Below are 23,531 nucleotides of genomic sequence, written 5' to 3'. Positions count from 1 at the left end.
GATTTCGCCAGTCGCAGCTACCGCAAAATTCCGGTCGCGGAGCAATGCGAGGTTCTGAGCCTTCTTGGTGACATCGCGACCGGCGACGACGGCAAAGCAAGCCTGCATCTCCATGCCGTTCTGGGCCTAAAGGACGGTTCCACGCGCGGCGGTCACTTCATCGACGGCATCGTGCATCCGACATTGGAAGTCACGATCATCGAGACGCCCGCATACATGCACCGCCGGCATCACAAAGACCTCGGAATCGCCCTCATCGAACTATAAGCCGCCAAGGCTAGCTCGCAGTATGCCTACACTTTAAATGCCCCTGCTGTTATGTTTATCGCGACTTGGTTGAGGAGGAAGAGGAATGTCTCTGCTTGCCTTGCATCATGTAGCGATCATCACCGCTGATTTGGAAAAGTCACTGCCCTTCTATTGCAATGTGTTCGGTCTCGCTCAAATTCCGCGGCCGAATTTTCAAGTCGACGGCGCCTGGCTTGCCTGTGGCAGCCTAGAGGTCCATCTCATCCTCAATCCGGCAGGCACGTTCCGTAAAAGCCCCACGATCGACCGCAATGATTGGCACTTCGCTTTTCGTACCGATGACTTCGATGGTGTTGTCAAACGGCTTACAGACCTCGGCTTTCGAGATGACCTGCCTGAAAGCGATCCAAAGTGCCTGCTGATCTTCCGCTCCGGCCCTGCCCATTTCCCGCAGCTCTATCTTCGCGATCCTGACTTGAACGTCGTGGAGGTCAATGGAGCGCTGTAAGAGTTCTCGCCCTTGCCGCGTGTGGATCCGATGCCTTCAAAGGCAACCAGTTCGAAAGCCCCATCAACCGCTAAGCATGCGATTGGCGACGAGTCCGATATCGTTTACCTCGCCGCATTGGACAGCGGCATAACCCGCAGGAAGGGCCGCAAAGGCTTTCTCTATGACGACGAACGGGGAAACCGGATTAACGATGAGGCGGAGCTCCACCGCTTTGCCGCACTCGCCATTCCTCCTGCCTATACCGATGTCATTATTTCACCCGATCCGAGATCGCACTTGCAAGCCGTCGGCCGCGATGCCAGAGGCCGCAAACAATATCGCTACCATCCGAATTGGACCGCAGAGCGCGGTCGGGAAAAGTTCGCGCAGCTCGTGGAGTTCGCTCATGCATTGCCTGATATCCGCAAGCGGATCGATAGCGACCTTCGCCGCAGGAAGCCCGGATTGGCAAAGGCGCTCGCCACCGTCGTCTGGCTGATGGACAAGCTTTTCATCCGCATCGGCAACGAGGCCTATGCGACGGAAAACGGTTCCTATGGGCTGACCACCTTGCGCAGCAGGCATGTCAAACTGGTTGGATCGCGCCTGCAATTTCGCTTCAAGGGCAAATCCGGCAAGGAATGGCGGTTGAGCTATGCCGACCGCCGCATCATACGCGCCATACGAATGCTGCAGGAATTGCCGGGCCAGCATCTGTTCCAGTACCTCGATGAAGACGGCGCTCTCCATCCGATCCGCTCGCAAGACGTCAACGCCTATATTCGGGAGGCCGCGGCCGGCGACTTCAGCTCGCGGCAATTCCGGATCTGGGGTGCCACGCGTATGGAGGCTTCGGCTTTGGCGATCATCGAGCCCGGCAGCAGTGCCGCCGGGCGGGCAAGGCAGATAAACGAGATCGTCGACAGAGTGGCCGCGAAACTGGTGAATACACGGGCCGTCTGCCGAGGATCCTACATACATCCGGGCGTGTTCGAAGGTTTCGAGGACGGCAGCCTGGCGAAGATCGCCAAGACGAAGGTGAGGAAAAGATCCAGCATTCTGAAATGGTTGGATGAAGACGAGGTAGCGGTGCTGCGCTGGCTGGAAGAGCTGGAGTGACCAGTAGTCTATCTATCCGATCGCAGGTGACCGCGACATTCGTGGCATCTCAGGCAAATCGCAGCAGCAAGATCACGAGAACCGCGGCCAGCAAGCCTCCGATGAAAACCAGGCGCTGCCAGTGGCGCTTCAGGATAATCTCGCCCTGGCGAACATCCTGAGCTGCAAATGTCGGAGGTTCCACCCGCTTCTGATCGGTCTCATCGTCGTTCATTTCTGCCTCTCTTACGCCGCCGCCATCTGCAGGCAGGTCTCGGCGCACTTGCGGCAGGCATCCACGCACTCCGCCATATCGCCGATCCGCTCGCAATCCACAGCGCATTCGCTGCAGATTTCCGCGCATTCGCGGCAGACATGCGAATGGTGCCTTGAGCCGATCATCATGAAATGCGCTGACGTGCGGCATATCTCCGCGCACGCCATCATCAGCCTGAAATGCTGGGGTTTGGTATGTTCGCCACCGACTTCCAGGCAATGGTTCATCGCCGTGGACAGGCAAACGCTGTAGCAGCGCAGGCAGTTCTCGACGCATTGCTGTGTTTTGCTATCCAAATGCATTGTCGTCTCCCTGGGCTGTTGCGTCTCAAGCTTCGTCATGACTACCGGGCCTAAGCCGGCAGGCCCGCCATTGTTCCCGGCCCTCGGCCTTTTGATCGCGATCCATGCAGCCGAAATCGCCGGTTTCCCCGCTTGTCGCGTCCACACGCAACAAACGGCTCCCTCATGGGTTTGGTCGAATGGTCTGGATGGAACAGGAGTTTCGGTGATGACCGTTATCAAGTTTTCGAAGGCTTGGCGGGAGGAGAGCAATCCGGAGGCCGAATTTCGTATCGTCGATGATTTTGGACAACATATGTTTCGTTTCCTCGCTGAATACGAGTTCGATGGCCGGATCTTCAGCTTCAGCTTTTGGGCCCATGACATAACCGATGCCGAGCGACGCGTTGCGTGCATGCGCGGCAGCCTCAACCTTCAAGGACAGATTTAATGCGAGGCGTGACCTATCGCGATCGGCCGCGATCCGAGAGACGAGCCGGCGGAACAAGACGCGCCGCTGGCGGATTTATATCTCTGGCGCCAATGGCCTGATTTTTACTCAGCGATGCCGCGCCACCCTTCCAAAAGGAGAATTTCCGATGCTCAGGTCGCTTTTCAGAGAATTCGCTGGAGCGGACGACAAATTACGTGATCCTTGTCCGAGCCTCGCATCGTTTCGCAACAGGTGCAACGTCCTCGTACTCTTCGAAGGTTCCAATGATGACCGGCCCATAAGGCAGGAGGAGGAGCTTCTGCATCATGAAAAGAACCTGACCGATCATGACGTGACCGTGCTGAGGGTCGCCGGTGGCGGGGTCTTTCAGCTTTTCGAGGAGCCGTACGAACTCGACGCCGACGATATTCGACGCGATCTGCAAGGCCCGTCGGACGACGAATTCGAAATGGTATTGGTCGGATTGGATGGCATGACCAAACTCAGATCCCATGCGCCTCTGCCGGCAACCGTCATCCTGGGTGTCCTCGACAAGCTCCCGCCGTCGACGTCATAATTCGAAACGGCGAGCGATAGGCGTTTGGCGGCCGCGTCCGCTTTCACATGGCGAGTTTTGAAAGGAGAGGTGGACCGCGCAGACGGCGATGGGGCATTAGCAGAAGGGACAAATTCCACGCGATCCGGCTTTCGAACCTACAGCCACGTTGAAGGTTCCCGAACCATATGAGAAAATCGTGCGGTCGCCAAAGTCCTTCGCATCGATCTGCAATTTACGGGATTGGGATTGCGAAAGGGCCGGATGAGCGGCCGACCGACGCAACCGAGGTGCCGAATGCACGCGGTCTCGATGCCGAACACGGCAGCAGGCCGGGTTTGACTACAAGCCGGCAGATGGAGAGGATGGGTTCATTGTAACCTGTGCTTTCCGGGAGATGATGATGGGGAAAGGGAAGGCTAGGGCCGCTGACGAAACGGGCTCTTTGGTCTCCGTGTCACTGGATTCGGAGGAGGCATCCAATGAAGGAGAACCCACTCCGAGTAGAAGCTTGAGCGAGAATCTCACCCAGCAATATGGATCGCATGCGCCTTCGGCGGATGGCTGGCTGGCCGCCATCGTCGAAAACTCCGATGATGCGATCATCAGCAAGACCCTTGGCGGCATCATCACGAGCTGGAACAGCGGCGCCGTACGCCTCTTCGGATTTACGCCGGCAGAAATGATTGGCCAGCCAATCACCATTCTGATCCCTGATGAGCGGCTCCACGAGGAGACAACGATCATCGGGCGAATCCGCCGAGGCGAACGGGTCGATCACTACGAGACGGTGCGCCGGCGCAAGGATGGAAGCCTTGTCGATGTCTCCCTCACTGTATCGCCGATCCGCAACGAGGACGGGTCGATCATCGGAGCGTCGAAAATCGCGCGGGACATTTCCGAGCGCAAACGTGAGCGCGAACGCCAGACGCTGCTCCTGCGCGAGATGAACCATCGCATCAAGAACATGTTCGCAATCACCAATGCACTGATCACGATGAGCCTGCGATCGGCTACAAGCGCGCAGGATCTTGCCGACAATCTGCGCAGACGGATCGTTTCCTTGGCTCGCGTTCATGAACTGACATTGCCGGATCTTTCCGGAGATGTAACCGCTCGACCGTCGACCACTCTCCTTTCCCTCTTTGACGCGGTTCTTGCCGTTCATCGGGAGGACGATCGGCAGCGGATACAGATTCACGGCTCGGATGCCCCGATTGGAGGCTTCGCGCTGACATCGCTCGCGTTGCTGCTACATGAATTCGCCACCAACGCGATCAAATACGGAGCACTTTCCCTCCCGCAGGGGCAAATCAGGATCGACCTTGTAACGGACGGCGAACTCAGCCTGATCTGGACGGAAACTGGCGGCCCAGCCGTTACGTCACCTGGAGAAAGCACCGGCTTCGGATCCCAGCTTGAACGAGTGACCGTCGAAGGCTCGCTCAGGGGATCGATCACACGGGAATGGAGGCCGGAAGGGCTTCGCATTCATTTGCGGGTTCCGCTGGAGAACCTGACTCGCTGACATCACCGCTTCCCGTGCGTCCTGATCGGCTAGTCTGCCGGCGCCCCTGCTCAGCGTTCCAATTCGATGATTGCGCAGCCATAGCCATCGAGATCAAGCCCGCCGGCGACGGCCTTTCCGTTGTCGAGCAGGTTATTGCCGCGGGGCACAACGAGGCTTGTGGGCTGATCGGTGTAGTTTTGGACGAACAGCAGCCTACGTTCCTCGTTCATGCGCATAGTGACCTCGACGCCAGCCGGAAGGTCGTCCACAAGCGGCTGAACATCTGCCGCCGGGAACAGCCGTTCGGATAGCGCAGCCGTCAGTTCGGGCGTGAGATAGGTGCCGAGATAGACGACTTGCCCCTTGCCGACCTTGCGAGAGGTCGCCATCGGCTGACCGTCCGCATAACGATTGGACCAGGCGGCGACGATCTCGGTATCCGCGTCGACGGCGAGGTTTTCGTAGAAATGTCCGGCAGTCAGTTCCTGGTTGCCGATCTTGAAACGGCGCGTCCTGCGCTGCGATTCAGCGGGCCTGTTTGGCGGCACTACCAGGCCACCCGAGCGCTCCATCACGTCGAACAATCCGCTTGCGCCGGGTGCGGCAAGACGGCCGAAATCCTCGACGCGCACGCCAGCGAGCTTGGAAAGGGACGCACCGGGGGCAGTCTGCCTGATGACGTGATTGTTCTCGTCCCGCGTGCCCGTGCGTGCGCCGATAACGACCGTGCCACCCTGCTCCGCGAAGGCCTGAAGTTTGTCAGTCCATTCATCCTTCCACATCACCCAATGCGGAACGTAGAACAGCTTCAGCTTCGAAAGATCATCCTCGGGATGAATGAAGCCGCAGGCGATGCCGCGATCATAGCAATACTGGTGCAGGAGAACCGCCTCGTCCTGGGGGCTTGGCAGTCCAATCGAGTAGGTCTTATGGGCTTCCTGATTGTCGAAGTCCGAACCGGCAATGCCCACATCCATGCGTACGTATGTGCCAAGGATCTTGTCCTTCAGCGCCGTCATTTCGGTCGCGAACTGCTTGGCTTCGTCATAGCGATGACGGCCGACGTCGTCATGGTCGATGATACCCATCCAGTAGATCTCGGCACCGAAATGGGCTGGACGCCAGCGGAAGAACATCAGTCCGTCAGCCCCATGCGCGACCGATGACATGGCCATGCGCCGAAGCTCGCCCGGCTCCGGTGTCAGCGTGCAGAAGCCCGGCTGACTGCCAAAGCCGGACTGTTGCTCCGGCACGATATAGTTACCCGAAAAGCCGCGGCATATATCGAGGTGCAGGGCCTGGACCTTTGCGTGGTTTCCGATGCGCTGAAACTCGTCGTAGAGCATCGGATAAATGTCGTAGCCGACGAAATCGAGATCGGTGGTGAACTGACCGCGGAAATCGATATCCCGCAGGCCGCCAAGGTTGTGGAAGACGAACCATGATGGGTTCGCGGCCCGCAAGATCTCGACCTGATCGTGCTGAAACCGCGCCGTCGCAAATGCAAGGAAGCGATGGTAGTCCTGCACATGGCCGGGGCTGGGGAAGGTCGGGCCGAATTCGATCGGAAGCACAACCTGGTTGAAACTGTCATAGGCAGTTGCCCAGAAATCGCCGCCCCATACCGCGTTCAGCTTGCTGATAGTGCCGTATTTCTCGGCGAGAAAAATCTGGAATTCGCTCAACGTCGCCTTCGAGTAGCTCTCCGGCATGCTCGTGTTCAGTTCATTGTCGGTCTGCCAGCCGACAACATGCGGGTTGTCGCGATAGTGTTCGGCCATCGCCCGGGTGATGCGGCGGCTGTGTTCGCGGAATACGGGACTTGCCGTATCGCAGTGTTGACGCGATCCGTGGCTCATCGGACGGCCCTTGGCGTCAACGCGCAGGATCTCGGGATGGGCAACCGTCAGCCAGCGCGGCGGCGTGGCCGTCGGCGTGCACATGATCGTATCGATCCCGTACCGCCCGAGCATGGCTATGGCGCGGTCGAACAGATCGAAATCAAAGGTGCCGAACCTGGGCTCGAGAATATGCCAGGCAAATTCCGCCATTCTCACGACGTTGAAACCTGCCTTCGCCATGCGCTCGGCATCGCGCTCCCAATAGCTCTCGTCGACATGCTCGGGATAGTGGGGAGCGCCGACGAGAAAGCGGTCGGTCTTGACGGTATTCCAAGCGGATGGGGTCTTAGCAATGTTCTTGTCAGACACGGTCTTATTTCCCGAATTCATTTGTCGATGATCGTTTTGCGGGCGCTGATCGTGCGTCCGCCATTGGATGAGAAGAGATAAAGCTCTTTGGCGTCGAGCTTCAGTGCCACTGCTTGGCCGGATGTGAAGGGAGCGACGTAGCTGAGCTGCACGGTGATATTTCCGGTGCCGCTTTCCGACGCGATGGTGCGCAGGCTGCCCGCGTCAACGTAGAGGATGGTCTCACGACCGAGGTGCTCGACCAGTTGCACCTGCCCTTCGATCGCACCGCCATGTGCGACATCGGTGACGATCGATATGTTTTCCGGCCGAACACCGAGCGTCAGGTCGGCGCCCTTTTGCGGCGCCACTCCATCCGACAATTCAACCGTCAACGGGATGATGCCGGGCGCGGAGACCCGAACGTCCCGGCCGGAGACCTCGTCCACGGTTACGGCAAGGAAGTTCATTCTCGGAGCTCCAAGGAAACCCGCGACGAAGAGATTTTCGGGATTTCTGTAGAGTTCCAGCGGTGAGCCCACCTGCTCGATCACGCCTTGGTTCAGCACCACGATACGGCTCGCCATGGTCATGGCTTCCACCTGATCGTGGGTCACGTAGACCATGGTCGCACCGAGTTCTGCGTGCAGACTGCTCAGCTCGACGCGCATCTGGGTCCTCAACGCCGCATCGAGATTCGAAAGCGGTTCATCGAAGAGGAACACATCCGGAGAACGGGTGATGGCACGGCCGATGGCAACACGTTGCCGTTGGCCGCCCGACAGTTGCTTCGGCCGTTTCTCAAGCTGATCGGTGATGCGCAGGATCTTGGCGGCGCGCGCAACGGCGGCATCGATTTCGGCCTTGGGTCGTTTGGCCATGCGCAAGCCAAACCCCATGTTCTCCGCCACGGTCATATGCGGGTAAAGCGCATAGGACTGGAAGACCATGGCAATGCCACGATCCCCCGGCTCTTCCTTGCTGACGTCGCGGCCATTGATCATGATCTGGCCGGACGAAATCCCTTCGAGGCCGGCGATCGTCTTGAGGAGGGTCGACTTGCCGCAGCCCGAAGGCCCGACCATGACGATGAACTCCCCCTGCTCGACGGCAAGGTCGATCCCGCGCAAGGCGTGGTATCCACCGTAATTCTTGTTGATCTGTCGCAGTTCGAGGCTGGTCATGCTTCCTGGCTCTCTGCTGTTGGAATTCTGGATTTTGGGAAAGGAAATGCCTCTTTGTTCATCCTTTGACGGCCCCCATGGTGAGACCAGCGATGAAATGGCGCTGCATGAGGAAGAACATGATGACGGGCGGCACGGCGACGACGATCGTGCCTGCCGAAATGAGGTTCCATGCCGAAACCCATTCTCCGCGCAGATTGGCAAGACCGGCAGTCACGGGCTTCACCGAGTCGCTGACCGTCAGCACCACCGCCCAGAAATAGTCGTTCCAGATGAAGGTGAAGATCAGAATGGCCAATGCCGCAAGGGCTGGCCGGACCAGTGGCACGGCAACATGGATGAGCGTCTGGAAAGGGGTTGCCCCTTCCGCGCGGGCCGCCTGAAAGAGTTCGTCAGGCAAGGCGGCGATAAAGTTCCGCATGAAGAGCGTCGCAAATCCTGTCTGGAAGGCAACATGGAAGATGATCAGCGCTGTCGTCGTGTCTATCAGATTCAGCCGCACCATAAGATCGCGCACCGGGATCATCATGATCTGGTGCGGCAGGAAATTGCCGCCAACGAAGAGCGCAAAGATCAGCATATTGCCCGGAAAGCGATAGCGGGAGAGAACGAAGCCCGCGAGCGTGCTCAGAACCAGGACACCGATTACCGAGGGAATGGTGATCGTCAGACTGTTCAGGAAATACTGGGCCATCGGGGTCTGCGTGAAGACCGCCGTGTAGTTGTCGACCACACCGAGTTCGGTCGGCCAGCCCCACAGATTGCCGCTCATGACATCGGTCGTTGAACGGAACGACGTCAGGACGATCGCAAACAGAGGGCAGAGCCAGAGAAGGAGGACAAGCAGCACCGCCAGGACATAAAACCGTCGCTGCCAGATGGCTGTTTCCGGAATAGGGCGAGGATACATCAGCCACCTCTCTCTTCTGTGCGAATGATGCGCGAAAGGTACCAGGTGATGAAGACGGCCATGATCACGAAAAGAACGGATGCGATCGCCGCGCCGTAGCCGAAGCGGTAAGAGAAGATCGACTGCTCGTACATCTGATAGGCCAGCACCGAGGACGATCCGAACGGGCCTCCGGCCGTCATCACGGAGATCATGTCAAAGGACCGAAGCGCACCGACGACTGTCACCGCGATGGCAATGAAGGTTACTTGCGTCAGTTGCGGCAGGACGATGTGCCACAACATGTTCCATCCCCTCGCCCCGTCCACGCGGCCTGCGCCTATGAGCTCCTCGCTCAGATTGTTCAGGCCGGCGAGATAGAGCACCATGCAGAAAGTAACCTGCGGCCAAAGCGCTGCGATGACGATCGCAAATGTCACAAAGTGCTCGTCGGAAAGAACCGCCGGGGCGGTTGCGCCGAATGCCTTGAAGATCAGGGCCAGAAGTCCGAACTCCGGCGTATAGACCCATGTGAACACGACCCCCACCGTGACCGAAGCCAGCACAAGCGGGATGAAGAACAGGGACTTCAGGAAGCGCATACCCCTTATTTTCTGATTGACCAGCAACGCTATGGCGAGCCCAAGCGGCGGTGCGGCCATGAACATGATCAGCCAGATGAGGTTGTTCTTCAGCGAAACGTAAAACTGCGGGTCGTTGAAAAGCTCGATGTAATTTCCAAAACCGACCCAGTTCATCGGGCCGAAACCGTCCCACTCGTGAAAACTGATCCAGACGCTCCGCACGGCCGAGAGCAGGATGACCGTGAAAAAGAGCAGGATCGCCGGTGCGATAAGCAAAGTGGGAGTGAGCCACCAACGTTGGCGGCGCCAAATCATCAACATATCCAGAGCCTCATTGGAGTTATGAGGGAGCGGAAGCGCGCTTCCGCTCCCCGGGCACCGGGAGGAGAACTAGAGTTTGTAGATGCGCTTGCGGGTGCCTTCGAGGCGCTGAAGAATGGAGTCGCGCCGATCGGGCTTCGCCATGAATTCCTGGAAGCCGACGAGGCCGGCCTGAGCCATATCGGGGTCGCTGTCGCGGTCGTAATACTGAGAAGCACCCTGTAGCTTCTTCAACGTCTCGACTGCTACGTTGACGAGCGGGTCCTTGCTGGGCGGAAGATCGTTGCGCGGCGGCACGTTTCCGCCGGGCTCCAGATAGGCCGCGAGATTTTCCGGCTTGTAGAAATAGGCGAGGAATTCGCGAGCGCCCTGCTTGTTCTTCGCGTTCGCAGGAATGTGGATCGAATTGACCGAGAACTCTTCGAAGTGACCGACCTTCGTGTCCAGAACCGGGAAAGTGGCATAAGACAGTTGCGGCAGATCCTCGGCGGTGAAGGCGGACTTTAGGAAGGCGCCGAGATTCATCATGCCGGCCTTTTTCTGGGCGAGCAGCGCTGCGGCCTCCTGCCAGCCAAACGACGTATGGTTGGCGGTGAAGAACTCCTTATTGATCATCCCTTCCCATTGGTCGAAAACCGGCTTCAGGGATGGATCAAGATAGCTCATCTCGCCGTTCATCAGCGCCATGTGCTTGTCGAGGCCATTGATACGCAGGTTCATCTGATCGAACCAACCGGCAGCCGGCCAGAGTTCCTTGGTTCCCATGGCGATCGGGGTGAGACCGGCCGCCTTGCACTTGTCGCCGTAAGCCACAAATTCCTCGGCCGTCGTCGGCACAGTCAGGCCATGCTGATCGAACACATCCTTGCGGTAGAACATCCCCCAAAGGGTGCCGCCCGTCGGCAGGCCATATTGCTTGCCATCGACGGTGACCGTTCCCGTCGTCGCGCCGAGCACATCTTTGTATTTTTCCTTTTCGAACAGATCGGAAATATCGTCGAAGAGGCCGCGCTTTACGAAAGCACGCATGCGATTGCCCGAAAACCATGTGCAAATGTCGGGCGCGCCGGCAACAAGGTAGTTACGAATGGCCGTCTTGTGGGCCTCGTGGTCCATGTTGTTGATGACGACGCTGACCCCGGCTTCCTTCCCGAAGTTCTCTGCGATCGTCTTCAGCACCGTAAGCGCCTCGGCATTGTTTTCCGCCGAGATCACCGTGACTTTCTGCGCCTGGGCAATTGCGGGCGCGGACAGGCCGCCCGCCAGAGCTGCCGCCGATACGGCACCTGCGCCTTTCAGGAAGTTGCGGCGAGTGGATGGAAAGATTTGCTTGAAATGCACCATAGAGTTCCTCCCAGTTGATCGATCAACACGTCCTGGCAAGCTCTCCCCTCGAGATGCATGTCAGGCATTTAACGCGCCGATTTTGTCGCTTATTCTCAGGGCGGAAACCGCATCCGGAGTTGATCGGCGGGTGGAGTTATGCATAGATCGATAGAGCCTGCAATAATTAATTTACAAAATTAAGGAACTAAAAGTGAAGCTGAAGGGCGATCAGAGCACGGCAAGGGCGCTAAATCGACGCCTGATCCTCAATCTTTTGCGCATGGAGGGGCCGCGAAGTCGCGCCGATATCGCAACAATTACAGGGCTAAGCCCTGCAGCCGTGACCTTCGTTGTCGGCGATCTCTGTGAGGAAGGCATCGTTGTGGAAGGCCAGGCCGTGACCGGCCTTACCGGCAGGCGTCCAATCCCGGTGCAGATCAACTACGAGCATGGGCTCGCGGTTGGATTCAAGCTGATGACGGATTCGGTTGAATGTGTCACAACCGACCTTGCGACGAATCCCCTGGCGGCAATGCGCATACCGCTTGCCGGTCATGAGCCCGACTATGTCGCCGACCTGCTCGCCAACACCGTTCCTGAAATGGTCAAGCTCGCCGGACGCCCGCATGCCAAGCTCGCGGGTATCGGCATTTCTATGCCGGGCGTCATCAACGATGAACAGACGGCGTGTGTCCGCAGTCATCGCTTCCAGTGGGACAATGTTCCCCTCGCCTCGCTTGTGGCAACGCGCGCAAACGTACCGGTCTGGCTGGAAGACGACACCAACGCCTATGCCATTGCGCAGCAGCTTTTTGGGTTGGGAAGACAGCATCGCAACATGGCCGTCCTCGCAGTGGGTGTCGGCATAAGCTGCGCGCTCGTCATCGAGGGAAAGCTCTATCGCGGCGCAAATGGCGCGGCCGGCAAGTTCGGCCATACGCTTTATGAAGAAAATGGCCGCGTATGCGAATGCGGCAAGCGCGGCTGTCTCATGGCCTATCATTCCGAAGTGTCGATCTTGAGACGCTGGCGCGAAGCAACCGGGTATGGCAAAGACAAAGGCCTTCCCGAACTCCGCAGTGCGCTGGCTGCCGGCGACGAGGCCGCGGTCGCCCTTGTCGAGCATTCCGGCAAAAGTATCGGAACTGCGCTCGCCAATCTCGTCAACATCACGGATCCGGAAGTCATCGTTGCCGGCGGCGAAGCCGTCTCGTTTGGCGACCATTTTCTCGGACCACTGCGGGATGCCCTGGCTGCCAGGACCTTCAGAACAGCCCCTCCCCTGCTTCCGGACTGGGAAGACAACTCCTGGGCCCGCGGCGCGGCCGCGCTCGTCACCCAAAAGATGTTCGATTTTGAATTGTCGAGCGGCTTCACCGACATTGGCCGAACATACGCCGGCGGCACACAGAAATCCGCCGGTTAGCCGCTTGTTGCAGGAAAGGTTCGCGACATGCCGGTTGCGAGCTTGCTACCCCCAACAAGCAGGCCGTTTTGATCGAAAATGACCGCTCTCGCGGTCGCCAGTGACCGAGCGCAATAACAGCCGTAGATTAACAGGGGAAAAGCTTCACGCAGGTAACGGTGTTGTAAGCACAATTATCGACGTTATGACTATGTGGGAGGGCTGAAGGGGCGCAGCTCGGAAATAGGAGGGGAATAAAAAAATGAGACGCACAAAGGAGGAAGCTGCTGAAACCAGACGCGAGATATTGCGCGCGGCGGAAGCATTGTTTCTCGACAACGGCTATGAAAATGTCACGCTGGACGAAATAGCAACGGCGGCAGGCGTTACGCGCGGAGCGGTCCATTGGCACTTCAAGAACAAGCAAGGCCTGTTGTTTGCGATCCGCGATAAGGCGCAGCAGCCGTTCAAGGAACTTGCGGAGCGAATTGCGGAAGGACACGCACCCAATCCGCTGGAACTGCTGGCGGAGACGATTTCGGCGACATTCGCAGAGCTTCAGCAGGAACCGCGTAAACGCGGCCTATTGAAAGTCATCATGTATCTCGACATGGCATTTTGCGAGGAAGTCGCAGGCAGCGGGGATTCCTTCCGCCATGACATGCGGGAGCACTTCGCGAGAATTTTTCATTCCATGGACGCCATAAGGCCGTTGCCTCCTCCTTGGACGGCAGATACCGCCGCTTCCGCTTTGACCGCGATCATTGGAGGGTTGGTCGGAGAATGGGCTCTCGATAGAGGCGACTTTCAATTGGTTCCCTGCGGCCAGGCTCTCATCAAAATGATCCTCGCCACCTGGTTTCCGACGCATTAGAGGCCAGACAGGCGCTTAGTTAGAAAGGATTCGGTAGGGAAAACCGAACCCTTTCCGTATTTGATCGGAGGTCAACCGATCAGTGTAAGAAGCCTGCGGGATTGGAAACCGCAGGCTTCTTCTACCCGGCACGAGGCCGGATAACTTCGGATTAGAAACTACGCTGGAAGCGCAGGATGCCGGCCCACTGGTCCTGATTGACCGAATCCCAATCCGTGTAGGAGATTTCGGGTTCGATTAGCAGGTTCTTGACCGGGTTCCACTTGACGTTCGTCGTAGCGGCGAAGATCTTGGAGTCGGTGTAGGCGAGCTGCAGGTTCCACTTCAGCTTGTCGTTGATCGGAACGCCAACGCCACCCCAAACAGCCCAGTCGCCCCAGCCGCAAAGATCAGGACGACCTGCCGGGCAAGCAGAGCGGTCCAGGTTGGTACCGGCGTACTTGTTGAGCTTGTCGCCGTCCGTGTTCCAGCCGCCCATCAAGAAGGCCGAGAAGGCGCCGAAGTCGGCGTCGACACGAGCCTTGATAGCGCCTTCTTCGACGATCGAGTCGTAACCGCCGACGACCTTGACACCCCAGATGCCGGACTTGAAGCCAGCACCAGCAACGGCGTCCGGAGCGTAGTGATCCGCCTTGTCATCGCTCCACCAGCTCGAACCATAGGATGCACCCGAGCCGCTGGAGTTGGAGTCTTCAACCGAGACCACAGCCGTGAAACCGTTGCCGGCGTCGTAGTTGTAGGTGATCTGGTTGAGTTCGTACGGACCATCATAGATCACGTCGTCGTTGATGACGTCGCCGGCGTAGCCGATGTACGAATTGTACTGCGAGTCTGCCTTACCGACCGTGAAGCCACCGAGGCTGATATTGGCAAACAGCAGTTTGGTGGTCGTCGAATTGCCTTCGCTCCAGTCCCAACGCAGTACCATGTTGGTCTTCAGCGGGCCGTATTCGGTATCCGTTGCGGTATCGAGATTGAGTTCAGCGCGGGTATGCCACAATGTGCCGGTCTTGTTCGTCGGGCTATAGGCATCGTACCACTCGCCTTCGGTGCGAACTTGGCCGCCGATCTTCAAGCAAGTTTCGGTACCCGGAATGAAGAAATATCCCGCGCCATAGGCGTCGCAAATGCGAACATACTGAAGGGGCTCCGGTTCGGCAGCGACGACAGCATCAGCTGCGTGCGCGCTGGAAACTGCGGCTAGCGCGGCAGCAGAACTGATCAGAAGGCTTTTCAAATTCATCTTAAACTCCTGGTTGCAATATGCATTTCAAAGATTCCGCACGCAAGGAGGTTCATTTGCCGCCCTCATAAGGAGGATTGGCATCGCATCAATACGATCGAACAACTCTGCGATTGCTCTGCCTGGTGTTGGCTTGAGTCCCTCTTGTCCCGCCGACGACACGGCCTTGAAATGCCCTACCGATGCGGCCGATGCTTCGACCGCAAGACATATTCATGTCCTGAGTTTTTTTACAAACCAACGGTATGTTTGTCAATTATATGAAGGCACCCTTATTACAAGCTTCGACCGCTGTGACCAATATGCAACTATCGGCTTCGGTACGGTCATTTAGGCCGCTGGGTATAACGGATGTTGCTATTTTGGCGAGATAATTTTGTGGCCGTGTCAGCTGCGTACAGATTCTCGATCGTCGTCGGAGGTCCGAATCCAGAATTATGGCGGGCAGCCATCAGGCCTTCGCCATCGCGAATCAAGCGGCTCGAGACATTTCCCGAGCAGGAGCTTTGGAAAGCCGAGTTGATCGTGCGGGCCTCGACCGGCGTGGCGCCGGCCGAGTAAGATGCTTCGCTGGGCACGACCTATCCGAAACCGCTTGATCGGTTTCGGGATCATGCCGACGACTTTAGAATTTCGGCGGCGTCTGACCGGCGGCACGATGGGCGGCGATCGAGGTATTGGCCATCAGCATGGCGATGGTCATCGGCCCGACACCACCCGGAACCGGGGTGATGACGGCGGCAACTTCGCCGGCTTCCGCAAAGGCGACATCGCCGACCAGACGGCTCTTGCCCTCGCCTCTTTCCGGTGCTGCGATGCGGTTGATGCCGACATCGATGACCGTCGCACCCGGCTTCACCCAATCGGCTTTCACCATTTCCGGCCGGCCGACCGCCGCCACCAGGATATCGGCGTTGCGGGCCACCGTGGCCAAGTCCTTCGTCCGCGAATGCGCCGTCGTTACCGTCGCATTGGCGGAAAGCAGCAATTGCGCCATCGGCTTGCCGAACAGGTTGGAACGGCCGATGACGACGGCATTCAGTCCCGACAGGTCTTCGCCATGCACGCGGCGCACCAGCAGCATGGCGCCAGCCGGCGTGCAGGAGATGAGGCCGGTCGCCAGATCACCGGTTGCCAGCTTGCCGGCATTGACGACATGCAGGCCATCGACATCCTTGTCCGGCCGGATCGACTGGATGATCGCTTCGGCATTCAAATGCTTCGGCAGCGGCAATTGCACCAGGATGCCGTGGATGGACGCATCCTCGTTCAGCGTCGCCACCAGCTTTGCCAGCTCAGCTTGCGTCGTCTCGGCCGGCAGCGTGTGCTGGATGGAGTTGAAGCCGCATTCCTTGGCCATGCGGCCCTTGGCGCCGACATAGGTGTGGCTCGCCGGATCATCACCGACGATGACGACCGCAAGGCCGGTCTTCACGCCAGTGTTCTTTTCCAGTGCTGCGGTCGCCGTCTTCACCGCATCAATTACCGAAGCAGCCACCTGCTTGCCATCGATGATGTCAGCCATCGCTCAGCCCATGCGTTCCGAAGCATAGCTTCCCGGGCTTGCCGGGAAGACGATGGTGCGGTTGCCGTTGAGGAAGGTGCGGTAGTGGATATGGGCATGGATGGCCCGCGCCAGCACCTGGCTTTCGACATCGCGGCCGATCGAGACATAGTCTTCCGCCGACTGCGCATGCGTGATGCGCGCCGTGTCCTGCTCGATGATCGGACCTTCGTCGAGATCGCCGGTGACGTAATGCGCCGTCGCCCCGATCAGCTTGACGCCGCGCTCATAGGCCTGCTTGTACGGATTGGCGCCCTTGAAGCTCGGCAGGAAGGAATGGTGGATGTTGATGATCTTGCCCGACATCTTCTTGCACAGCGCATCCGACAGCACCTGCATGTAGCGGGCAAGCACGATCAGTTCGGTGCCGGTCTGCTCGACCAGATCCAGAAGCTGGGCTTCGGCCTGCGGCTTGTTGTCCTTCGTCACCTTGATGTGGTGGAAGGGGATGTCGTGGTTGACGACCACCTTCTGGTAATCGAAGTGGTTGGAGACGACGCCGACGATGTCGATCGGCAGCGCACCGATCTTCCAGCGGTACAGCAGGTCGTTGAGGCAATGGCCGAAGCGCGACACCATCAACAGCACCTTCATGCGCTTCTGGGCGTCATAGATCTCAGCATCCATCTCGAAGGCCTCGGCGACCGGCTTGAAGCCTTCGACCAGCTTCTGCTGGTTGACCCCTTCTTCGGAGATGAAGGAGACCCGCATGAAGAACTTGCCGGTATCGAGATCGTCGAACTGGCTGGAGTCGACGATGTTGCAGCCTTGATCGGCCAGATAATTCGCTATCGCCGCAACGATCCCCCGCGTCGATGTGCAGGATACCCGTAGAACATATTGTTTCATCTTATGTCGTCCGATTGAAAATCATGAAACGCCGCCAATCTGCCGCTCAGCGGCGCTAGCGGCCATCACCTTCGGCAAGCAGCCGGAGAAACGTCTGCAGTTCCGCCTCATCGATTGCGACGAGATGCCCCTTTGCCGGATAAGCGCCCGAACGAACGTCCTCGGCGAATTCCTTGAACGCCGCGGTCCGTTCATTCTGCAGCCGGTCGTATTCAGCCGCAAAATCGCGGTATACCTTGGCATGACGTGGCCGGTGCCCACGATTGCTCCCAAGCACGTCGTCGGCAAAGAGATACTGGGCATCGCATCCGCTTCCGGCACCCATGGAGATCATCAGCATCGACGTGGCGCTGCTGATCGCGGCGGCGACATCGCCGGGCACCACCTCGATCTCCGCGGCAAAGGCACCGGCCTCCTCCAACGCCTTGGTCTGGCGCCAGATCTCGAAGGCGCTAGCAGCGGTCTTGCCGACGGCGCGGAAACCACCCGTCCAGGTCGCCTTGGATGGAATGAGACCGACATGGCCGCAGACCGGAATGCCCTCGTCCCGCATCCGCCGGATTGTTTGCAGCCCGGCGGCGCAATAAACGGCGTCGCCGCCTGCCTTCAGCGCCTTGAACGCCTCGCGCATATATTCTTCCGCCGAGACGTAATCGCCGTATTCAAGCCCTGGAATGGCAAAGGGGCTCGGGGCAGCTTCACGGAATGCGGGGCCAAGCAGCGCAGGCGGCACGGACAGCATGTCGATACCGGCCTTTTCCGCTGCCTCGGCTTCCTCCAGCGAGGTGACGCGCAACATGGTGAGCTGCCGCTGTCCTCTGAGCGCCAGGAGATCGGCGACCGTTGCACGACTGTGTTTTTTCATTGGAAACTCCCTGGGTATGGGCTCATCACGCGGCAAGAAGCGATTTGAGTTTGACATGGCTCGCCGTCAGCGCTTCCGGATCGGGATGAGCGCGGGCGGCAATCAGCATTTCGGCGAGACGGATATCGCGGGCAACGGCGTTGCCGCGACCGATGCCGCTGGCTGCAAGCAGCCGACCGGCCTCATCGAGATGGAAAAGGATGAATGCGCCCTCGCCAAGGTCACGCCGGAGCATCGTCGTCGCGCCATCGGCAAGGCCGGCAATCTGCAGCGTCAGATCATATTGATCGGACCAGAACCATGGCACGGCCGAGATACTGGCGGCTTCGCCGAGCAAGTTGGCCGCGGCCAGCGTTCCCTGTTCCTGCGCGTTGCGCCAGGATTCCAGGCGAACCCGCCGCCCGCCATAAAGAGCCAGCGGAAAAGAGCAGCAATCGCCGGCGGCATAGATATCGGCTGCGGAGGTTGCCAGCCGCTCGTTGACGGCGATGCCGTTCTCGATCGCAAGCCCCGCCTTCTCAGCAAGCGCGACATTCGGCTGAGCACCGATGCCGATGAGCACGAGATCGGCGGAGATTTCCTCGCCGCCCGCCAGGCGGACAATCGCGCCATCCGCGCCATCTTCCACGACCGCAATGGTCTCGCCACAGTGGATGGCGACGCCTTCGTCCCGATGACGTTGCGTTATCACCTCGGCCACCGCCTCCGGCACGCCCCGCTTCAGGACACGCGGCAGCCCCTCAATCACGGTAACATCGGCGCCGAGCTTGCGCGCCGTCGCCGCCAGCTCAAGACCGATAAAGCCGCCGCCGATGACGGCGATGTGACGACCGGGGAGCAGCGCTGCCCGCAGGGCCGACGCGTCAGCGTGGGTGCGGAGCATGCGAATGCGCTCTCCGCCCGCGATGCCGGGAAAGCTACGGGCGGATGCACCGGTCGCCAGCAACAATTTGTCGTAGCTGAGCGTCTGCCCGTCGGAGAGCGTGACGACCTTGCCGACCGGATCGATCTTGGTCGCATGCGTCGCGAGCCGAAGATCGATGCGCTGATCGGCATAGCGCTCCAAGGCAGCGACGAACTTCGGCTCATGCCCAAGGGCAAGGCTCTCTTTCGAAAGCGGCGGACGTTCATAGGGCGCAACCGGCTCGGCCCCGACCAGAGTGATGTCGCCGTCAAAGCCCTTCTCCCTGAGCGCAAAGGCGGCGCGAGCGCCGCATTCTCCTGCCCCTATAATGACGAAATGCAGCATGGCTTTCCCCTCAGATTGCGATGAAGACGGTGCCGTTTTCGACCTTGACCGGATAGGTTTTGAGATTGACGCAGACCGGAGCGCCCTTGGCCTCGCCGGTCCTATAGTCGAAGCGGCCGTTGTGCTTGGGACATTCGATGATGTTGTCCATCACCAGCCCGTCGGCGAGATGGATCTGCTCATGTGTGCAGAGGCCGTCGGTGGCAAAATAGTCGTCTTCCGGACTGCGGTAGATGGCGAAGGTCTTGCCGCCATGGTCGAAGCGCATGACGTCCTCCTCGTCGATCGCATTCGCCGCACAGACTTCGATCCAATTGCCGCTCATTCCTGCCTCCCTGTATGTGCCGTTGTATGTGCCGTTCCTGGCTGCTCTGCTGTTCTTGGCTGCTGTTTTTGCCTGCGGTTATTGCGCTGCTTCTGCAGGCGTCACGTGGAAGTCCTCGCGATAGGGTCGCGCCGTCGCCGGCAGGTCGCGCTTCAGGAAATAATCCTCGTTGCGCAACTGCCTGAGGAAGGCCGGGAGCATTTCGCGGTAGCCCGACCAGATCGAGGGGTTCGGCCGCGGCAGATCATGTTTGATCATCGCATGCAGCTTCGGCAGCGCATGATAGGGCACCATCGGGAACATGTGGTGTTCGACATGGTAGTTCATGTTCCAATAGATGAAGCGGCTGATCGGGTTCATCAGCACCGTGCGGCTGTTCAGCCGGTGGTCGATGACATTGTCGGCCAAACCGCCATGCTGCAACAGGCCGGTCAAGACATGATGCCAGGCGCCATAAAGCCGCGGCAGGCCGATCAGCACCAGCGGCAGGACCGAGCCCATATAAAAGGTAGAAGCGATGGTGGCGACATAGATCGCCAGCCAGATGCGGGCGATGCGGATCGCCTTCGGCTGCTCCATCTCCGGAATGAAGGTCTTCTCCGTGGCGCTGACGATGCCGAAGGCGTTGCGGATCATGTCGAGCACGGCATAGAAGACATCGACGAGGCCGAAAAAGTTCAGGACCAGGCGCAGCAAATCCGGCGGCCGCATGACGGCGATCTCCGGATCGCGGCCGACGATGACGGTGTCGGTGTGATGGCGGGTATGGCTCCAGCGCCAGGTCACCGGATTGCGCATGATCATGAAGCAGGCGATCTGGTAGACCGCATCGTTCATCCAGCGGGTCTTGAACGCCGTGCCGTGCCCGCATTCATGCCAGCGGCTGTCGGAGGCCGAGCCATAAAGCACGCCGTAAGCCAGGAAGAAGGGCAGAGCGATTAAGGAGCCCCAGAAGGCAACGCCGAGGCCGGCAAAGACCACCATGCTGCCGAGCCAGATGACCGTATCGCGGATGGCGGCATCATCGGAGCGCTGCATCAGCGCCTTCATCTCCTTGCGCGGAATGTCGGTATGATACCACTCGGCCGCCGCCAGCCCGGTTTCGACCGCCTGCCGGCTGCTTGGGCCGAGCAGGCTGTAATCGCGCTTGATGCTCTCGCTCATGGCTGCTTCCTGCCTCCCCGCGATGCGCAAACGCCGCACCGCCTCTGATGACGAAGAGGATAGGTCGAGTTTTCGCTTGCCTCAATGCGGCGATGATGGAATCTATCATATTCCATCACCACGCCATCTCATTCATGATGGAATACCTCAGGACCCCACCATGCACCGACCAACTATTTCATCGGCTGGCAGCAATTAACGGCGCCCGGAAATCAGCTTCATTGAGCAAATGCGGCGTCCAACGAACGGCGAATCGGGCAATTCCTCCTTCTGATATCTACGCCTGGGAAATATCTGAATGATAGAATTCTATCATTTAGAGCGAAGATCATTCCACGAATGGCATTACGCAGACGCCGCTATATCTGGGAAGATCACGGCGCTTCGTTCGCCAAAATGCATAGGCCCGTACAAGTCCGATATTTTTTGGGAACCTTTTTCTCCCAACTCCATCCAATGGCTAGTTCCGATACGGGACCAACGGATCGAAGGACGGCGCTCCATCCAATGTTCGCTCCGGATCACCAACGAACGGGAGAAAAATCATGTTTAAACCCATTCTGACTGCGGCATTCCTGCTCGGCCTCGCCGGCACTGCGGCCATCGCCGCCGAGACAAAAATCACCGATCCACAAATCGCCCATATCGCCTACACCGCCGGGCAGATCGACGTGACGGCTGCCGAGCAGGCGTTGAAGAAGAGCAAGAATCCAGAGGTAATCGATTTCGCCAAGACCATGGAGCGCGACCACAAAAGCGTCAACGAGCAGGCGTTAGCGCTGGTCAAGAAACTCAAGGTCACGCCTGAGGATAACGACGTCAGCAAGTCGCTGAGTGCGCAGGCGAGCAAGGAACTGACCAAGCTCGGCGCATTGGACGGCAAGGCCTTCGACAAAGCCTATGTCGACAACGAAGTGGCCTATCACAAGACGGTCAACGAGGCGCTCGCCAAGCAACTAATCCCATCGGCAAAGAATGCCGAACTCAAGTCCTTGTTGGAGACCGGCCTGACGCTCTTCAAGGAACATCAAACGCATGCGGAACATCTTGCCGCGACGATGAAATGAACCGGCAATGAGCGCGATGAATAGAAAGCATGCGCTCGCCGTTGTCGCGGGGTTGCTGGCAATGATGATCAGCACGGTGGCAAAACCAGCCGAATATCAAATCGCCATCGCGAATATGAAATTCGGCTCCCCGCCTGCGACGCTACATGTCGGCGACGTGATCGTCTGGCACAATGATGATATATTCCGCCATACGGCTACTGCACGCGATGGAAGTTTCGACATCGACCTGCCGGCCAAGTCGCAAGGCAAGATGACGATCGAGCGCGCAGGACCGGTGAAATTTTACTGCCGCTTTCATCCGACGATGACCGGAGAGCTGAATGCGCAGCCGTGAGGAACGAGAGGAGCCGAGATGACTGCCGTCCCCGCCGCAGCCAAGCGACAACGGCCGGATCCTTCTTCCCTTTCGGAAGCCGAACTCATCGCTCGTACCAAGGCGAGCGATGAGAATGCCATCAGGATCATCATCCAGCGCAACAATCAGCGCCTGTTTCGAGCGGCGCGCACCATCGTTGGCAACGATGCGGAGGCGGAGGATGTGGTACAGGCGACCTATGTGCAGGCGTTCATCAACCTCTCGGCTTTTCGCGAGAATTCAAGATTATCGACCTGGCTGACGAGGATTGCGCTCAACGAAGCGTTCGCCCGGGTGCGTGGGCGACGCGATTTTACCGGGCTTGAGGAGATCGACATGCAGAACAAGGCGTCAGGCGGCGGTTTGTTGCACTTCCCCTCCTCGCTGGCGTCAGCCGATCCGGAGGCTGAACTGGCACGAAATCAGACCAGGCATTTGCTGGAACACGCGATCGATGCCCTGCCGGCCGAGTTCCGCACGGTCTTCATTCTGCGCGACGTGGAAGGCTTCAGCACGGAAGAGACTTCATCCCTCCTCGGCATCAAGCTGGAGACGACTAAGACGCGGCTGCACCGCGCCCGCAAAATGATGCGGCTTTCGATCGAGAAGCAGTTTTCCGGCGCGTTCTCTGCCCTCTTTCCCTTCGATGGGGCGCGCTGCGCCGATATGGCCGATCGAGTGGTTACAGCGTTTCGCGCAATACAGGCCGGGGAAGAGGACTCTTCCATCCCGTCGCCAGGCGGAACCACGCAGTAATTATTTATCCGAGGACTTGGGTGTCGCATGCTGCCTGCCGAGAAATGTCATTTCCTCGTGCCGCACCCGGTTCTCATCATCCAGAACCACACGCCATATCCGGTTGCCCAATCGTAGGGATAGGCGCTTCGTTCCCTCGTGATCCTCCGTACCCACCTCTACGGTAGAGGTGACGGAGCCGCGTTGCATGTAGCGGCGAAACTCTGCCAGCGACAGACCGAACCGGTCGGCGATCTCAATGGAATCAACGATAAAATCGCCATTTTGCGCGCGCTCGACAAACATTATTTCACCCCCACTTCGCCAACGGATGCCCTCATATATCAAAACGAATTGGAGAACGATATTTTATTGTCATTCCCAAAACGGAAATTATAGTTGGCGCCACGAGCCGCTTCGTTGGTTCGAAATCGGGCGTAGACAGC

General features: G+C 58.7%; 26 protein-coding genes. 11 read left to right on the top strand and 15 right to left on the bottom strand.

Going from position 1 to position 23,531, the window contains the following annotated elements:
• The 3 genes from GGD50_RS22085 to GGD50_RS22075 all read left to right on the top strand — a co-directional run.
• Window positions 1-267, top strand: a 267-nt coding sequence (locus GGD50_RS22085) for a PPC domain-containing DNA-binding protein (RefSeq protein ID WP_183939337.1), incomplete at its 5' end; no start/stop codon positions are given.
• A gap of 85 nt (window positions 268-352) precedes the next feature.
• Window positions 353-757, top strand: a complete 405-nt coding sequence (locus GGD50_RS22080) for a VOC family protein (protein ID WP_183939335.1) — start codon at window positions 353-355, stop codon at window positions 755-757.
• A 30-nt stretch (window positions 758-787) separates the two neighbouring features.
• Window positions 788-1,858 (top strand): DNA topoisomerase IB, encoded by a 1,071-nt coding sequence (locus GGD50_RS22075; protein ID WP_183939333.1) that lies wholly within the window; start codon window positions 788-790, stop codon window positions 1,856-1,858.
• A gap of 49 nt (window positions 1,859-1,907) precedes the next feature.
• On the opposite strand, the gene GGD50_RS22070 is transcribed toward GGD50_RS22075, so the two are convergent.
• Window positions 1,908-2,072, bottom strand: coding sequence for a hypothetical protein (locus GGD50_RS22070; protein ID WP_181316026.1), 165 nt, complete (start codon window positions 2,070-2,072; stop codon window positions 1,908-1,910).
• Between the two features lie 11 nt (window positions 2,073-2,083).
• A complete protein-coding gene (locus GGD50_RS22065; protein WP_107107561.1) occupies window positions 2,084-2,416 on the bottom strand; it encodes a four-helix bundle copper-binding protein in 333 nt (110 codons plus the stop codon).
• Between the two features lie 70 nt (window positions 2,417-2,486).
• On the opposite strand from GGD50_RS22065, the gene GGD50_RS22060 reads away from it, so the two are divergent.
• The 3 genes from GGD50_RS22060 (at window position 2,487) to GGD50_RS22050 (ending at window position 4,912) form a co-directional block, all read left to right on the top strand.
• A complete protein-coding gene (locus GGD50_RS22060) occupies window positions 2,487-2,846 on the top strand; it encodes a hypothetical protein (protein WP_146143984.1) in 360 nt (119 codons plus the stop codon).
• 148 nt (window positions 2,847-2,994) lie between these two features.
• A complete protein-coding gene (locus GGD50_RS22055; protein ID WP_107107559.1) occupies window positions 2,995-3,405 on the top strand; it encodes a DUF4174 domain-containing protein in 411 nt (136 codons plus the stop codon).
• A gap of 490 nt (window positions 3,406-3,895) precedes the next feature.
• Entirely contained in the window at window positions 3,896-4,912 is a 1,017-nt protein-coding gene (locus GGD50_RS22050; RefSeq protein ID WP_245407440.1) for a PAS domain S-box protein, read from the top strand.
• A 50-nt stretch (window positions 4,913-4,962) separates the two neighbouring features.
• Here the strand turns inward: GGD50_RS22050 and GGD50_RS22045 are convergent, their stop codons facing one another.
• The 5 genes from GGD50_RS22045 to GGD50_RS22025 all read right to left on the bottom strand — a co-directional run bounded on the left by GGD50_RS22045 (window position 4,963) and on the right by GGD50_RS22025 (window position 11,405).
• Window positions 4,963-7,104, bottom strand: a complete 2,142-nt coding sequence (locus GGD50_RS22045) for a beta-galactosidase (protein ID WP_107107562.1) — start codon at window positions 7,102-7,104, stop codon at window positions 4,963-4,965.
• A 17-nt stretch (window positions 7,105-7,121) separates the two neighbouring features.
• Window positions 7,122-8,267 (bottom strand): ABC transporter ATP-binding protein, encoded by a 1,146-nt coding sequence (locus GGD50_RS22040; protein ID WP_107107557.1) that lies wholly within the window; start codon window positions 8,265-8,267, stop codon window positions 7,122-7,124.
• Window positions 8,268-8,325: 58 nt separating this feature from the next.
• Entirely contained in the window at window positions 8,326-9,177 is an 852-nt protein-coding gene (locus GGD50_RS22035; protein WP_107107556.1) for a carbohydrate ABC transporter permease, read from the bottom strand.
• Window positions 9,177-10,061, bottom strand: a complete 885-nt coding sequence (locus GGD50_RS22030; RefSeq protein ID WP_107107555.1) for a carbohydrate ABC transporter permease — start codon at window positions 10,059-10,061, stop codon at window positions 9,177-9,179. The genes GGD50_RS22035 and GGD50_RS22030 overlap by 1 nt, the downstream gene beginning before the upstream one ends.
• 69 nt (window positions 10,062-10,130) lie before the next feature.
• The gene (locus GGD50_RS22025; RefSeq protein ID WP_107107554.1) at window positions 10,131-11,405 is read right to left on the bottom strand and encodes an ABC transporter substrate-binding protein; all 1,275 of its coding nucleotides are present in this window, start codon (window positions 11,403-11,405) and stop codon (window positions 10,131-10,133) included.
• 193 nt (window positions 11,406-11,598) lie between these two features.
• Between GGD50_RS22025 and GGD50_RS22020 the strand changes: the two genes are divergently transcribed.
• Together GGD50_RS22020 and GGD50_RS22015 are read left to right on the top strand one after the other, a co-directional pair.
• Window positions 11,599-12,813, top strand: a complete 1,215-nt coding sequence (locus GGD50_RS22020) for an ROK family protein (RefSeq protein ID WP_107107553.1) — start codon at window positions 11,599-11,601, stop codon at window positions 12,811-12,813.
• A 241-nt stretch (window positions 12,814-13,054) separates the two neighbouring features.
• Window positions 13,055-13,666 (top strand): TetR family transcriptional regulator, encoded by a 612-nt coding sequence (locus GGD50_RS22015; RefSeq protein WP_107107552.1) that lies wholly within the window; start codon window positions 13,055-13,057, stop codon window positions 13,664-13,666.
• A 151-nt stretch (window positions 13,667-13,817) separates the two neighbouring features.
• On the opposite strand, the gene GGD50_RS22010 is transcribed toward GGD50_RS22015, so the two are convergent.
• The 7 genes from GGD50_RS22010 to GGD50_RS21980 form a co-directional block, all read right to left on the bottom strand.
• Window positions 13,818-14,909: a porin gene (locus GGD50_RS22010; protein WP_183939331.1), complete on the bottom strand. Its 1,092-nt coding sequence runs from the start codon at window positions 14,907-14,909 to the stop codon at window positions 13,818-13,820.
• A gap of 625 nt (window positions 14,910-15,534) precedes the next feature.
• A complete protein-coding gene (folD, locus tag GGD50_RS22005) occupies window positions 15,535-16,434 on the bottom strand; it encodes a bifunctional methylenetetrahydrofolate dehydrogenase/methenyltetrahydrofolate cyclohydrolase FolD (RefSeq protein ID WP_183939329.1) in 900 nt (299 codons plus the stop codon).
• 3 nt (window positions 16,435-16,437) lie between these two features.
• On the bottom strand, window positions 16,438-17,322 hold the full coding sequence (purU, locus tag GGD50_RS22000) for a formyltetrahydrofolate deformylase (RefSeq protein ID WP_183939327.1): 885 nt from the start codon (window positions 17,320-17,322) through the stop codon (window positions 16,438-16,440).
• A 55-nt stretch (window positions 17,323-17,377) separates the two neighbouring features.
• Complete coding sequence (locus GGD50_RS21995) at window positions 17,378-18,187, bottom strand: 3-methyl-2-oxobutanoate hydroxymethyltransferase (RefSeq protein WP_183939325.1); 810 nt, start codon at window positions 18,185-18,187, stop codon at window positions 17,378-17,380.
• Window positions 18,188-18,212: 25 nt separating this feature from the next.
• Window positions 18,213-19,436, bottom strand: a complete 1,224-nt coding sequence (locus GGD50_RS21990) for an NAD(P)/FAD-dependent oxidoreductase (protein WP_183939323.1) — start codon at window positions 19,434-19,436, stop codon at window positions 18,213-18,215.
• Window positions 19,437-19,446: 10 nt separating this feature from the next.
• Entirely contained in the window at window positions 19,447-19,761 is a 315-nt protein-coding gene (locus tag GGD50_RS21985) for a MocE family 2Fe-2S type ferredoxin (RefSeq protein ID WP_183938216.1), read from the bottom strand.
• 78 nt (window positions 19,762-19,839) lie between these two features.
• On the bottom strand, window positions 19,840-20,925 hold the full coding sequence (locus GGD50_RS21980; protein WP_183939322.1) for a fatty acid desaturase family protein: 1,086 nt from the start codon (window positions 20,923-20,925) through the stop codon (window positions 19,840-19,842).
• A 545-nt stretch (window positions 20,926-21,470) separates the two neighbouring features.
• Between GGD50_RS21980 and GGD50_RS21975 the strand changes: the two genes are divergently transcribed.
• From GGD50_RS21975 to GGD50_RS21965, 3 genes are read left to right on the top strand one after another with little or no spacing between them, the layout of a single operon-like run.
• Window positions 21,471-21,992 carry a DUF4142 domain-containing protein gene (locus tag GGD50_RS21975; protein ID WP_183939320.1) on the top strand — a complete coding sequence of 174 codons (522 nt, stop codon included), beginning with the start codon at window positions 21,471-21,473 and terminating at the stop codon, window positions 21,990-21,992.
• 16 nt (window positions 21,993-22,008) lie between these two features.
• Window positions 22,009-22,329, top strand: a complete 321-nt coding sequence (locus GGD50_RS21970; protein ID WP_183939361.1) for a cupredoxin domain-containing protein — start codon at window positions 22,009-22,011, stop codon at window positions 22,327-22,329.
• Window positions 22,330-22,347: 18 nt separating this feature from the next.
• Window positions 22,348-23,106, top strand: a complete 759-nt coding sequence (locus tag GGD50_RS21965; RefSeq protein WP_183939318.1) for an RNA polymerase sigma factor — start codon at window positions 22,348-22,350, stop codon at window positions 23,104-23,106.
• On the opposite strand, the gene GGD50_RS21960 is transcribed toward GGD50_RS21965, so the two are convergent.
• Window positions 23,107-23,391 carry a DUF6522 family protein gene (locus GGD50_RS21960; protein ID WP_183939316.1) on the bottom strand — a complete coding sequence of 95 codons (285 nt, stop codon included), beginning with the start codon at window positions 23,389-23,391 and terminating at the stop codon, window positions 23,107-23,109. It lies immediately after the preceding gene.
• Between the last annotated feature and the right edge of the window lie 140 nt (window positions 23,392-23,531).

This window comes from Martinezella paranaensis (assembly GCF_014200235.1).
GTDB lineage: Bacteria > Pseudomonadota > Alphaproteobacteria > Rhizobiales > Rhizobiaceae > Rhizobium > Rhizobium paranaense.
This window is presented reverse-complemented; position numbering and strand designations above follow the sequence as displayed.

Coding starts and splice junctions, on each gene's coding strand:
- GGD50_RS22070 (WP_181316026.1), bottom strand. CDS start 2,072: ATGAACGACGATGAGACCGATCAGAAGCGGGTGGAACCTCCGACATTT.
- GGD50_RS21980 (WP_183939322.1), bottom strand. CDS start 20,925: ATGAGCGAGAGCATCAAGCGCGATTACAGCCTGCTCGGCCCAAGCAGC.
- GGD50_RS21965 (WP_183939318.1), top strand. CDS start 22,348: ATGACTGCCGTCCCCGCCGCAGCCAAGCGACAACGGCCGGATCCTTCT.
- GGD50_RS22035 (WP_107107556.1), bottom strand. CDS start 9,177: ATGTATCCTCGCCCTATTCCGGAAACAGCCATCTGGCAGCGACGGTTT.
- GGD50_RS22010 (WP_183939331.1), bottom strand. CDS start 14,909: ATGAATTTGAAAAGCCTTCTGATCAGTTCTGCTGCCGCGCTAGCCGCA.
- GGD50_RS21960 (WP_183939316.1), bottom strand. CDS start 23,391: ATGTTTGTCGAGCGCGCGCAAAATGGCGATTTTATCGTTGATTCCATT.
- folD (WP_183939329.1), bottom strand. CDS start 16,434: ATGGCTGACATCATCGATGGCAAGCAGGTGGCTGCTTCGGTAATTGAT.
- GGD50_RS22065 (WP_107107561.1), bottom strand. CDS start 2,416: ATGCATTTGGATAGCAAAACACAGCAATGCGTCGAGAACTGCCTGCGC.
- GGD50_RS22075 (WP_183939333.1), top strand. CDS start 788: ATGCCTTCAAAGGCAACCAGTTCGAAAGCCCCATCAACCGCTAAGCAT.
- GGD50_RS21975 (WP_183939320.1), top strand. CDS start 21,471: ATGTTTAAACCCATTCTGACTGCGGCATTCCTGCTCGGCCTCGCCGGC.
- GGD50_RS21970 (WP_183939361.1), top strand. CDS start 22,009: ATGAATAGAAAGCATGCGCTCGCCGTTGTCGCGGGGTTGCTGGCAATG.
- GGD50_RS21995 (WP_183939325.1), bottom strand. CDS start 18,187: ATGAAAAAACACAGTCGTGCAACGGTCGCCGATCTCCTGGCGCTCAGA.
- GGD50_RS22025 (WP_107107554.1), bottom strand. CDS start 11,405: ATGGTGCATTTCAAGCAAATCTTTCCATCCACTCGCCGCAACTTCCTG.
- GGD50_RS22040 (WP_107107557.1), bottom strand. CDS start 8,267: ATGACCAGCCTCGAACTGCGACAGATCAACAAGAATTACGGTGGATAC.
- purU (WP_183939327.1), bottom strand. CDS start 17,322: ATGAAACAATATGTTCTACGGGTATCCTGCACATCGACGCGGGGGATC.
- GGD50_RS21985 (WP_183938216.1), bottom strand. CDS start 19,761: ATGAGCGGCAATTGGATCGAAGTCTGTGCGGCGAATGCGATCGACGAG.
- GGD50_RS22080 (WP_183939335.1), top strand. CDS start 353: ATGTCTCTGCTTGCCTTGCATCATGTAGCGATCATCACCGCTGATTTG.
- GGD50_RS22030 (WP_107107555.1), bottom strand. CDS start 10,061: ATGTTGATGATTTGGCGCCGCCAACGTTGGTGGCTCACTCCCACTTTG.
- GGD50_RS21990 (WP_183939323.1), bottom strand. CDS start 19,436: ATGCTGCATTTCGTCATTATAGGGGCAGGAGAATGCGGCGCTCGCGCC.
- GGD50_RS22055 (WP_107107559.1), top strand. CDS start 2,995: ATGCTCAGGTCGCTTTTCAGAGAATTCGCTGGAGCGGACGACAAATTA.
- GGD50_RS22015 (WP_107107552.1), top strand. CDS start 13,055: ATGAGACGCACAAAGGAGGAAGCTGCTGAAACCAGACGCGAGATATTG.